Raw genomic sequence first — 11,069 nt, forward strand, 5'->3', positions numbered from 1 at the left:
CACTCGATCACCGCAGCGGCACGGACCAGCGAACCGCGCGATCGTCCAGTTCGGCAGCGCCGCCGCGGTGTCGGGCCCGCTCGGCCACCGCCGGCCACTCGGCGATATCGCCGCGGCGGAGGTCGCCGCCGCCGTGGTGCTCCATGACCAGGCTGACCTGCTCCTCGGTACAGGTCAGCACGAGATCCACGGCGGTCGCCGCGGCGTGCCGGACGATCAAGCCCAGTGTGTCGCGCAGAACGACGATCAGGTCGTCGGCGAGTTCGCCGGAGCCGATGACGTCGAGCTTGCCGGCGAACCGCGTCGACACCGACAGCCGGTGTTCGGCCGTGACGTCGGCGAGGACCTCCTCGATCCGCTCCCGCACGCCAGGCCGGTGCGCCGAGTCGGCCGCGTCGAGGCGGCGGACGGCGTCCTGGACGTGGGCGATCACGCCGTCGAGGTCGCGCACGGCCGCCCGGACCCGCTGCGCCACCGTCGGGGCCTTCGCCAGCCCGATGACCGTCTGCAGTGACAGGCTGACCGCGTACACGCGCTGGATCACCTGCTCGTGCAGTTCGGCGGCGATCTGGTCGCGTTCTTCGTAGAGTTCGTTCTGGTGCTGCTCCGCGCGGGCGTCGGCGATCTCGATGGACACCGACGCCTGGGTGGCGAACCCGGCGGCCATCTCCAGATCCTCCGCGGTGAACCGGGGACGGCCGGGCACCCGCGCGGCAGTGAGCACCCCGTTGATCTCCTGGGCGCCGGTCAGCGGCACCACCAGCACCGCGTCGACGTTGACCCGGCTCGCCACCGCCGGCTCCTGGTCCGGGTGGTCCTCCCACGAACCCAGATGTGGCTGCCCGCTGCGGAACACGCGGCCCGACAAGGTCCGGTCAGCGGGCGCTTCGAGCCCGATGACGTCCTCGGCGTGGGCGCCGACGGCGACTTCCACGCGCAGCCGGTCCTCGCCGGCGGGCCGGAGCACCGTGACCAGGTCGGCGTCGGCGAGGTCGCGGGTGTACTCCGCGATCAGCGCCAGGGCGCGCTCCGGGCCCGAACCCAGCAGTTCCCGGCTCACCACCGCGGAGGCGCGCAGCCATTCCTGCTGCTTGCGGGCGGTCTCGTACAGGCGCGCGTTGTCGATCGCCTGCCCGGCCGTCGCGGCCAGCGCGAGAGCCAGCTCCTCGTCCTCGGCGGTGAATCCGCCGTGTTCGCACTCGGTCAGGTAGAGGTTGCCGAACACGACACCGCGGACGAGGATCGGCACGCCCAGAAAGCTGTTCATCGGCGGGTGGTGGTCCGGGAACCCCGAAGACCGCAGGTCGTCGGCGATGCGGGAGAGCCGGATCGGCCGCGGGTCGTCGATCAGGGCGCCGAGCAGGCCTTTCCCCTCCGGGAGCCGCCCGACCAGGGCGACGGTCTCCGGGTCCATGCCGGTGTGCACGAACTCGGCCAGCTGCCGCCCGCCCGGAGCGATCACGCCCAACGCGGCGTACCGGGCGCCGAGCAGATCCCGGGCCGCTTCGGCGATGCGGCGCAGCAGCGTCGGCAGCGCCAAGTCGGAGGTCACCATGCGGCTCGCCCGCAGCAAGCCCCGCAGACGCCCTTGGGTGCCGATCACTTCCTGGGCGCGTTCGACCAGCTGCCCCAGCAGTTCGTCCAGCTCCATCCGCGGAAGATCCGGGAAAGTCAGCCGGCCTTCGTCGTGGTCGCTCATGTCCGAGCCCTCCGGCCCTCGCCCGCCTGCGTCGCCGCTTCACTCGGTAGTAGTTGTCTACCACAAATAGTGGGCGGCAAACGAGCTGCGACCGGAGCATCGCCTGCGGTGCCGGGCGAGCGGCTGCCGAGCCGGTTCGCTCAGTTGTCCGACATTTCGTCGACCTCGAGCCGGTACCCGGGCACCAGCCGGGCATGCCCGGGCGTGAATTCGACCCACACCGAGCCGGGCCGGAGATCAGGAGTGCAGTCCACGACGATCCCGGTCCGTCCGTCGAACTGACCGCTGTGCACGCGAACGTGCGTTCCGGCGGGGAATCCACCCACGCGAGCCGGCCCGGGGTCGCGGGTGCGATGAGCGAAAGTCATGTCGCCCTCCTCTCCGGAAGGAAGCTGCCGGTCTGCTGTCGGCTCTTCGATGGTGCCGCTCGCCGGGTCGACGCGGTCAGGGCCGAAAGCCAAGAGCCGCAGGGCCGATGCGCCCGTCCGCTCAAGCCGTTCGACCTCGCGGACAGTCCGGCCACGGTTGTGCCCCGGGTACCCGGCCGAAGCCGGGTACCCGGGGCACCGGCGGCGCTCAGTCCTTCCGCTCGGGGCGGACCACGAGCACGGGGCAGTCGGCGTGCTCGACCAGCGCCCGGCTGGTCGAGCCGAGCAGCATCCCGGTGAACCCGCCGCGACCGTGGCTGCCGACGACGACCAGCTGGGCTGCGCGGCTCGCCTCGAGCAACGCGTGACGCGGGCGGTCCCGGACCAGCTCCGGGCGGATCTCCACGTCGGGGAACTTCTCCTGCCACCCCGCCAACCGCTGCGAGAACAGCCGGTTTTCTTCCTCCTCGAGCGTCTCGGACGGGGTCAGGATCCGGGCGCTGCCGTAGGTCTCGGCGTAGCTGGCGTCGATCCAGGCGTGGACCGCGACCAGCGGCACGCCGCGCAGCGAGGCCTCCTCGAACGCGATGGCCAGCGCCTGCTCACTGTTCGGGCTCCCGTCGACACCCACGACGACCGGTCCCGCCTCGGGGACCTCCGCGGCCCCGGCCCGGCCGCGGACCACCGCGACCGGGCAGTGCGCGTGGGTCGCGACCGTGGCCGCGGTACCGCCGAGCAGTGCTTCGGCGAATCCGCCGGTGCCGGTCCGGCCCACGACGAGCATCCGGGCGTGCCGGGACTCGTCGATCAGCGCCGGCACCGGCGAATCGGTGAGCGCCTCGGTGGTGATGACCAGGTTCGGGCCGATCGACGCGGCCAGGGCGCGGGCATCGGCGAGGGCCCGTTCGCCGTCGGCCCAGACGGCTTCGAGCAGCACACCGGTGCCGACGCCGGAAAGACCGCCGCCGTAGTAATAACCGGCCACCTGGAGTCCGTGCACGATCCGCAGCTCCAGGTGCCGCGCGGAGGCGATCTTCGCGGCCCACGTGACGGCGGCGGCCGAACCCGCCGAGCCGTCCACGCCCACGGTGATCCTCGGGTCGATGGCGGTCATCGTGCCTGCTCCTCACCCGCGTACGCGGTGTCGGCGGCGACGACGCCGGGCACGGCCAGTGCCAGCAGCCGGGCGACGTGCCGGTCGGTGTCGTCGTCGAACTCGTCGGTGATGTGTGCGCAGCCGTCGCGGACGTCGACGTTCCAGCGGCCGCTGCCGCCGTAGATCTCCAAGCGCTGCTTGACGTCGCGGGCGATGTCGAGGTCGTCCCGCGCGAGCATCCGCACGAGGTCGCCCCGGGTCACGATGCCGACGACGGCCGACCGGACGACGATCGGCATCGCCCGGATCCGGGCCTGCACCAGCGTCTGGCACAGCTCGGCGACATCGGTGCCGGTGCCCATCGCGATGACCGGACTCGACATCAGGTCGCCGACCGTCTTGCCGGCGACGGCTTCGCGGGTGGAGCGCGGGCCGGCCGGCAGGCGACCGCGGATCAGGTCGGCCTCGGTGACGATGCCGGCCAGCCGGTCGTCGTCGTCCACCACCGGCAGTGCGGTGAAACCGTGCATCGACAGCAGCTCGGCCGCCTCCTTGGCGGACGTCCACGGGTGCACGGTGATCACCGGCGCGGTCATCAGGTCGCGTGCGCGCATCGGCTGGTCCTGCCTCTCCTGTCACGTCCCAACCTACGAAGGCGGCGGCCCGGAAACCGTTGGCGTCGGTCACCGGTTACGGGGCCTTACGTCCTCGCGTGCGGACGCCGGGTCACGCGGGCTTGCACGATGGGGACTCCGCGGCCGACGGTCTGCTGAACCAGGCACCGAAGGACACCCCGGACGAGGACCTTCGGCACCAGATGCGCCGGCGTCACCCGCCGAGACTGGCCGCAGCACACCTTGGAGGTTGTCATGTCCATCCGACCGGATGAGAAGAAGACCAGCACGACCCAGGTTCCGGTCCAGCGGACCACTGAACCGGCCCCGGTGCCCGACCTCGTCGCCGAGCCCACGGCCGCCGGGAAGACCCTGGCCGTCCTGCGGGTCGTCACCGGGTTCGTGTTCCTGTGGGCGTTCCTGGACAAGCTGTTCGGCCTGGGCTACGCGACCCCGTCGAAGGGCGCCTGGATCAGCGGCGGCTCGCCGACCAAGGGCTTCCTGAGCGGCGTGCACGTCGGCCCGTTCGAGTCGATGTTCCACTCCTGGGCGGGCACCTGGTGGGCCGACTGGCTGTTCATGCTCGGCCTGGGCGCCATCGGCATCGCCGTGATCGCCGGAGTCGGGCTGCGGCTGAGCGCCGCCGCCGGCTCGCTGATGATGCTCATGATGTGGGCCGCCGAATGGCCGTTCGCGCAGAGCATGAGCACCGGCGAAGCGACGCACTCCACCAACCCGATCATCGACTACCACATCATCTACGCCCTGATCCTCATCGTGCTCGCCGCCGCGTCGGCCGGGCACACCTGGGGACTCGGCCGCCGCTGGGCCGACCTCGTCGGCGACCGCAAGTGGCTGCGCTGACAGCGATCCGCTCCACGGGCGCCCGCCGGCCGGCGGGCGCCCTTCCCTTGTCCCGGGAGACCGTTCACGGCGTCCCGGCCACCACGGCCGCACGGCGTTGCCGACCGCTTCGACCTGCTCGTCCGGCTGGGTCGGCACGGTGCCGATCGGGCCGGGGGTCCGGTCCGTCTCCCCGGACACGGTGCCCGCCCCCTCCGCATCGCTCGGATCGGGCGCACCGCTGGTGACCTTGTGCCCTTTCCGGGACCCGGTGACCCCAGGGATCCTCGCAACGAACCTTTCGATCCACAGTGTGCCGCGCCGCGGCGCGAGGGGAACCATGACGTCAGCCATCACACCGATCGGCCTGCTGGACTCCGACCAGGTGAGGTCCGTGATCGGTGCCGCCACGCTGGCCCCGTCGACGCACAACACGCAGCCCTGGCGGTTCCGGTGCACCCCCGTGGGCCTCGAGCTGCACGCCGATCCGGACCGCGCGCTCCCGGTCGTCGACGCCGACCAGCGGGAGCTGCTGCTCTCCTGCGGGGCGGCGCTGTTCAACCTCCGCACCGCGGTCCACGCGCTGGGCGCCCATCCGGCCACGACCCTGCTTCCCCGCCGTGACGTGCCGAACCTGCTGGCCGTCGTCCGGCCGTTCGCCGTCCGCAGTCCCGATCCCCGCCTGGTCGAGCTGGCCCACGCGATCCCGCGCCGCCACACGAACCGCACCCCGTTCCAGAAGGCCGTCGTCCCCGCGTCCGTGGTCACCCAGCTGCGCCACGCCGCCGAGGTCGAGCAGGCGTGGCTGCCCCGGCTGGACGCGGTCCAGCTGGAACGACTGCGTGAACTGGTCAACAAGAGCCACCACGCCCAGCTGGCCGATCCGGCGTTCGTCGCCGAGTGGCGGTACTGGACCGGCCGCGGCCGGGACAGCCGCGACGGCGTCCCCGACTACGCGGCCGGAGCGATGCCCGCCGACGACGGCGGCTGGATCCTCCGCGACTTCGGGACCCGGACCTCTGCCCGGCGCGGCCGCATCGACGAATCCGACCCGCTGGTCGTGGTCATCGGCTCCTTCGGCGACACCCGGCTCGACCAGCTCCGGGCGGGTCAGGCCATGCAGCGCGTCCTGCTGACCGCCACCGCCGCCGGGCTCGACGCGTCGTTCATCTCCCAGCCGGTCGAGGTCCCGAGCGTCCGAGACGAGCTGCGCGAGCTGCTCGGCGGCGGACTGTGGCCGCAGATCGTCCTGCGGCTGGGCCGGGGCCGGCCGGTGGCGTGGACACCTCGGCGGTCACTGGCCGATGTCCTGCTGGAGCCCGACCGGCACGGCGCCTAGTGTCGTGCGTCTGAGGTTCGTTGACAGCGGCCCGGCCCTGCGCGCCAAAGTGGCATCGGGTGCATCGGACCCGCATCTGCCGAGAGTCGCGGCGGCTGGTCCGGCGACATGAATGAGTCATTCATGTCGCCGGACGAGGTGAATGGGTCATTCACGGCATCGCGGCCGGGACTGCACGGACCGGGCTCTCATGACGCAGGCTCCCGCCGCCCCGAACGTCAAACACCTTGCCACGCGCGACACTAGTTTCCCCGGCAATCAGGGCGGTACTCACGCACGGTGGTGCTGGTGCAGCGAACGCCGGGCCACGGTCGTGGTGAACCCGAGGGCGGCCGCGGCGACCAGGGCCAGTGCGGCGAGGCCGAGGGCGTACGAGCCCAATTCGCCGTAGAGCGCACCCATCACCAGTGGTGGGACGAAGCCGCCCAGGCCGCCCGCGGCGCCGACGATGCCGGTGACCGAGCCGACCTTGTTCGCCGGGGCCAGCAGCGCGACGAGCGCGAACACCGCGCCGCTCCCGGCGCCGAGCGCCGCCGCCATGGCCAGGAACGCGACCGTGCCCAGGGGCATCAGGCCGGGGGTGAACGCCTGCACGACGGCGCCGGCGGTGACCACCCCGAAGACGCCGCCCAGCACCCGCACCGGTCCGAAGCGGTCCGACAGCCAGCCGCCGACCGGGCGCATCACCACGGCGAAGAGCACGAAGCCGGCCATGCGGTTGGCCGCGTCGGCCTGGGCGAGCCCGTAGCCGCTCTTGAGGTAGGCGGGCAGGTAGACCGAGAACGCGACGTAGCCGCCGAACGCGATCGCGTAGAGCGCCGACGCCTGCCACGTCACCGGGAGCCGGAGGGTGTCCCGCAGGCGACGCGCCAGCGGCTCGGTCGGCACCGTGCGACCGGGGGCGTCCCGCAGCACCACGGCCGCGAGGATCGCGTACAGCGCCAAGACCGCTCCGGTGAGGACGAACGGGGTCGCGATCGTGCCCGCCTTCACCAGCGGCACGGTGGTCAGCGCGCTGATCGCGGTGCCGCCCATGCCGGCACCGAAGATCCCGATCGCCAGGCCGCGCCGCTCGGGCGGGAACCAGGCGTTGACGAACGGGACGCCGACCGCGAACGACGTGCCGCCGAGGCCGAGGAAGAAACCCCCGACCAGGAGTGCGGTCAGGGAGGAATGACCGGCGAAGCCCAGGAACACCACGGGCAGGATGGTCAGCGCCGAGATCACGGGGAACATCACCCGCCCGCCGAACCGGTCGGTCAGCGCACCGACCGGGATGCGTCCCAGTGAGCCGACCACGACGGGCACGGCGACGAGGAGCGCCTGCTGGAACGCCGTCAGCTTCAGGGAGTCCTTGAACAGCGGGCCGAGCGGGCTCAGCAGGGCCCAGGCCCAGAAGTTGACCGCGAACCCGGCGGTGGCCAGGCTCAGCATCAGCGCCCGCCGCCCGGTGGTGACCGGGTGGTCCTGTGTCGAAGTCATCGCGTCTCATTCGTCGTGCCGCACGGCCCACCGGACGGCGAGCCGACCCAGCTTCGGTCACGCACCGAGGTCGCGGACAGAGCCGAAGTCCTCCCGGCGGGGGACCAAGGTCCATTCCGGACCGGAACGCCGGGAATGCCGGGAATGCCACAGTGGCAAAGGAAACCGGGCCCCACCGCGGTCCGCGTGCTCACGTGCCGCGGCCCGCGGCCCGCGCGGCGACGTCCGCGTCGCCGCAGAACCCGGTGAGCCGGCGCTTCAAGCACAACAGACCCAGCAGGACGCCGTCGTCGTCGACCACGGCGAGACGCCGCTGTCCCCTGCTCAGCATGAGCCGGCGCGCGTCCGTGGCGGACACGTCCGCGGGAATCGTCCGGCCGGCCATGTGCGAGTGGGCCAGGGCCGGGCCGCCGGCCGCCTCGGCCAGGTCGTCGCGCACCAGGGTGCCCAGCAGGCGCCCGGATTCGACGAGCAGGAGCAGCTGGACGTGGTCGTCGGCGAAGCAGCCCCGGGCTTGGGCGACGGAGGTGTCGACCGGCAGTGTCTTGGGCAGCCGCACCACCACGTCGCCGACGCTCGGCCCGGGCTCACGCACCGTTTCGCCCTTCGGCAACGGCTCGGTCGCGCACGACAGCGGGCGCGGGGGCCGGCGCGATCGGTGCTCCGCGGCGCGCGCGGTAGACCACGTACGGGCGCCACAGATACGCCAGCGGCGCCGACCACACGTGGACCAGGCGCGTGAACGGCCACAGCGCGAGGAACAGGAACCCGCCGATCGCGTGCAGCTGGTAGACCAGCGGCGCCTCGGTCATGAGGTGGCTTTGCGGGGACAACCAGAAGACGCTGCGGAACCAGACGGCGATCGTCTCGCGGTAGTCGTAGCCCTCGCCCAGCAGGTTCGTGCCGACCGTGGCGGTCATCCCGAGGAGCACCATCGCGGTCAGTGCCCCGTACAGCACCCTGTCCATCGTGGTCGTGGTGCGGCGGACGCGGCCCTTGACGAAGCGGCGGGCGATCAGCAGGGTCAGGCCGGCCACGAGCATGACGCCGGTGAGCGTGCCGCCCCACACCGCGGTGGCGTGGTAAAGACCCTCCGGGATGCCGAGCTTCGCCGTCAGCGACGCCGGGACCAGCAGGCCCATGGCGTGGCCGCCGATGACGCCGAAGGCGCCGAGGTGGAACAGCGGCGAGCCCCAGCGCAGGATGCGGCTCTCCAGCAGCTGGCTGGTGTGGGTGGTCCAGCCGAACTGGTCACGGCGCCACCGCCACACGTGACCGCCCACGAACACCGCCAGGCAGGCGTAGGGGACGACGATCCAGACGAACGTGCTCACGGGGCACTCTCCAGGGACGGGCACGAGCCGGGACTGAGGTCGGGGCCGAAGCCGATGGCGTCGGCATCGGTGCCGTAGGGCGCGAGACCGACCGACTCCACGGGCGGGCCGTCCACCGCGAGCGCCCGGACCGCGTCGCGGTCGGCCTCGGTCAGCGGCGGCAGCGCGGCGACGACGGCGTCGAGCAGGTGGCGGTAGGGCGATCCCGTTTCCGCCAGCGCGAAGCGCAGCAGTTCCAGGCCGCGGCGGTGCTGACGCAGCGGCGCTTCGCCGTCACCCGGTCCCGCGACGGCGGCGAACTCCAGCACCACCGGCAACAGGTCGGGCAGTTCACCGTCGGCCAGGCGCAGGCCGTGGACGCGGTAGCGCTGCTTGAGGGTGAGCAGCGCGATGCCGCGCTTGCGGGTGTCGCCGTGCAGGTAGTACGTGAGGTACAGCCCGCAGCGACGGCGCAGGTCGAACGTGCGCACGTAGTGGGCTTCGACGTCCACGGAATCGGTGCTGAGGAACCAGTCGAGGAACGCCGTGAGCTGCTCGCGCACCTCGGGGTCGGCGATGTCGCCGACGGCGGCGCACAGCTCCTCCTCCGCGCCGGACAGCCGGGCGTCGGGGTAGGTGAGCAGCACGGAGGCGAGGTCGAACAGCCGGGTCCGGTCCGCCGGGGACACGGTCATGACGCGCCTCCCGCCGGGTCGATGGTCAGGCCGAGCCGGCCGTCGGACCGGCGGCTGAAGAGGCTCCGGCGGCCCGGGCGGACCCGCTGGTCGTCGGCCACGAGGTGGAACCGCTCGCCGGTGGCCGCTTCGGTCATGCCGGGCCCGCCCGCGCAGTCCAGCGAACAGTCCGATGTGGACGCCGCCTGCGCTTCCAGCGCCGCCGCGTCCTTGCTGTAGGCGGCGGGGATGACGTAGCGCTCGTCGTACTTGGCGATCGCCAGCAGCCGGTACATCGCCTCGATCTGCTTCCCCGACATGCCGACGGAGTCGCAGAGTTCCTCGGCGACGGTGCCGTCGAGGGTGCGGGCCCGCATGTAGGAGCGCATCGCGGCCAGCTTCATCAGCACGCCGGCCACTGCGTCGGCGTCGCCCGCGGTGAACAGCTCGGCCAGGTACTCCACCGGGATGCGGAGGTCCCGGATGGTGTGGAAGACGTCGTCGGCGTCGGTGTCGTCGCGCCCGGCCGCGCCGACGGCGTCCAGCACCGGCGAGAGCGGCGGGACGTACCAGACCATCGGCAGGGTGCGGTACTCCGGGTGCAGGGGCAGGGCGATCCGGTAGTCGCTGATCAGCTTCCACACCGGGGACGCCTGGGCGGCGAGCACCCATTCTTCGGGCAGCCCGGCCTCGGTGGCCAGCCGCACCGTTTCGGGGTCGTTCGGGTCCAGGAACACGTCCCGCTGCGCGGAAAGCAGCTCCCGCTCGTCCTCGACCGAGGCGGCGGCGAGCACGGCGTCCTCGTCGTAGAAGACCAGGCCCAGGTAGCGCAGGCGGCCGACGCAGGTCTCCGAGCAGATCGTGGGCTGCCCGGCCTCGATGCGCGGGAAGCAGAAGGTGCACTTCTCGGCCTTGCCGGTGGCGTGGTTGACGTAGACCTTCTTGTAGGGACAGGCGGAGACGCACATGCGCCAGCCGCGGCAGCGGTCCTGGTCGACCAGGACGATGCCGTCCTCCTCGCGCTTGTACATCGCGCCCGACGGGCAGGCCGAGACGCAGGCGGGGTTGAGGCAGTGCTCGCAGATGCGCGGCAGGTGGAACATGAAGGTCTTCTCGAACTCGAACTTCACCCGTGCGGCCGCTTCGGGGTCCATCGCGGTGATGTTCGGGTCGGTGCCGGCGCGCTCGTGCGCGCCGCCGAGGCCGTCTTCCCAGTTGGCGCCCCACTCCAGGCTCATCGGCTCGCCGGTGAGCGCCGAGCGCGGCTGCTTGACCGGGGTGTCGGTCAGTCCCGCGGGCGCGTTCACGAGGACGTCCTTGTCGAAGGTCGCGGGCTCGTAGTAGTCCTCGAGCGTCGGCAGGTCCGGGTTGGCGAAGATCCGCGACAGCCGCTTCACACGGCCACCGGAGCGCAGCACCAGCCGGCCCTTGGCGTCGAGCTGCCAGCCGCCCTTCCAGCGTTCCTGGTCCTCGTAGTGCTTCGGGTAGCCGATGCCGGGTTTCGTCTCGACGTTGTTGAACCAGACGTACTCGGTGCCCTCGCGGTTGGTCCAGGTCTGCTTGCAGGTGACCGAACACGTGTGGCAGCCGATGCACTTGTCGAGGTTCATCACCATCGCCACTTGAGCGCGGATGCGCATG

Annotated in this window: 11 protein-coding genes; 2 read left to right on the forward strand and 9 right to left on the reverse strand. The window is 72.0% G+C overall.

What is annotated here, in order from left to right:
• Positions 1-7: 7 nt before the first annotated feature.
• From QRX60_RS03560 to QRX60_RS03575, 4 genes are all read right to left on the reverse strand, one after another.
• The gene (locus QRX60_RS03560; protein WP_285999362.1) at positions 8-1,699 is read right to left on the reverse strand and encodes a sensor histidine kinase; all 1,692 of its coding nucleotides are present in this window, start codon (positions 1,697-1,699) and stop codon (positions 8-10) included.
• Between the two features lie 140 nt (positions 1,700-1,839).
• The gene (locus tag QRX60_RS03565) at positions 1,840-2,067 is read right to left on the reverse strand and encodes a KOW domain-containing RNA-binding protein (RefSeq protein ID WP_285999363.1); all 228 of its coding nucleotides are present in this window, start codon (positions 2,065-2,067) and stop codon (positions 1,840-1,842) included.
• Between the two features lie 208 nt (positions 2,068-2,275).
• On the reverse strand, positions 2,276-3,181 hold the full coding sequence (locus tag QRX60_RS03570) for a universal stress protein (RefSeq protein ID WP_285999364.1): 906 nt from the start codon (positions 3,179-3,181) through the stop codon (positions 2,276-2,278).
• Positions 3,178-3,777 (reverse strand): CBS domain-containing protein, encoded by a 600-nt coding sequence (locus tag QRX60_RS03575; protein WP_285999365.1) that lies wholly within the window; start codon positions 3,775-3,777, stop codon positions 3,178-3,180. Before QRX60_RS03575 ends, QRX60_RS03570 begins: the two co-directional genes overlap by 4 nt.
• 255 nt (positions 3,778-4,032) lie before the next feature.
• Here QRX60_RS03575 and QRX60_RS03580 point away from each other — a divergent pair, with 255 nt between their 5' ends.
• Positions 4,033-4,641 (forward strand): DoxX family protein, encoded by a 609-nt coding sequence (locus QRX60_RS03580; protein WP_285999366.1) that lies wholly within the window; start codon positions 4,033-4,035, stop codon positions 4,639-4,641.
• Between the two features lie 319 nt (positions 4,642-4,960).
• Positions 4,961-5,959 (forward strand): Acg family FMN-binding oxidoreductase, encoded by a 999-nt coding sequence (locus tag QRX60_RS03585; RefSeq protein WP_285999367.1) that lies wholly within the window; start codon positions 4,961-4,963, stop codon positions 5,957-5,959.
• 270 nt (positions 5,960-6,229) lie between these two features.
• Here the strand turns inward: QRX60_RS03585 and QRX60_RS03590 are convergent, their stop codons facing one another.
• From QRX60_RS03590 to narH, 5 genes are all read right to left on the reverse strand, one after another.
• On the reverse strand, positions 6,230-7,441 hold the full coding sequence (locus QRX60_RS03590) for an MFS transporter (protein WP_285999368.1): 1,212 nt from the start codon (positions 7,439-7,441) through the stop codon (positions 6,230-6,232).
• Positions 7,442-7,631: 190 nt separating this feature from the next.
• A complete protein-coding gene (locus QRX60_RS03595) occupies positions 7,632-8,036 on the reverse strand; it encodes a CBS domain-containing protein (protein ID WP_285999369.1) in 405 nt (134 codons plus the stop codon).
• Entirely contained in the window at positions 8,029-8,775 is a 747-nt protein-coding gene (gene narI, locus QRX60_RS03600) for a respiratory nitrate reductase subunit gamma (protein WP_285999370.1), read from the reverse strand. Before narI ends, QRX60_RS03595 begins: the two co-directional genes overlap by 8 nt.
• Positions 8,772-9,449 (reverse strand): nitrate reductase molybdenum cofactor assembly chaperone, encoded by a 678-nt coding sequence (gene narJ, locus QRX60_RS03605; protein ID WP_285999371.1) that lies wholly within the window; start codon positions 9,447-9,449, stop codon positions 8,772-8,774. Before narJ ends, narI begins: the two co-directional genes overlap by 4 nt.
• The gene (gene narH / locus QRX60_RS03610; protein WP_285999372.1) at positions 9,446-11,068 is read right to left on the reverse strand and encodes a nitrate reductase subunit beta; all 1,623 of its coding nucleotides are present in this window, start codon (positions 11,066-11,068) and stop codon (positions 9,446-9,448) included. Before narH ends, narJ begins: the two co-directional genes overlap by 4 nt.
• Position 11,069 lies beyond the last annotated feature (1 nt).

Origin of the sequence: Amycolatopsis mongoliensis (genome assembly GCF_030285665.1) — a bacterium.
GTDB classification, from domain to species: Bacteria; Actinomycetota; Actinomycetes; order Mycobacteriales; family Pseudonocardiaceae; genus Amycolatopsis; species Amycolatopsis mongoliensis.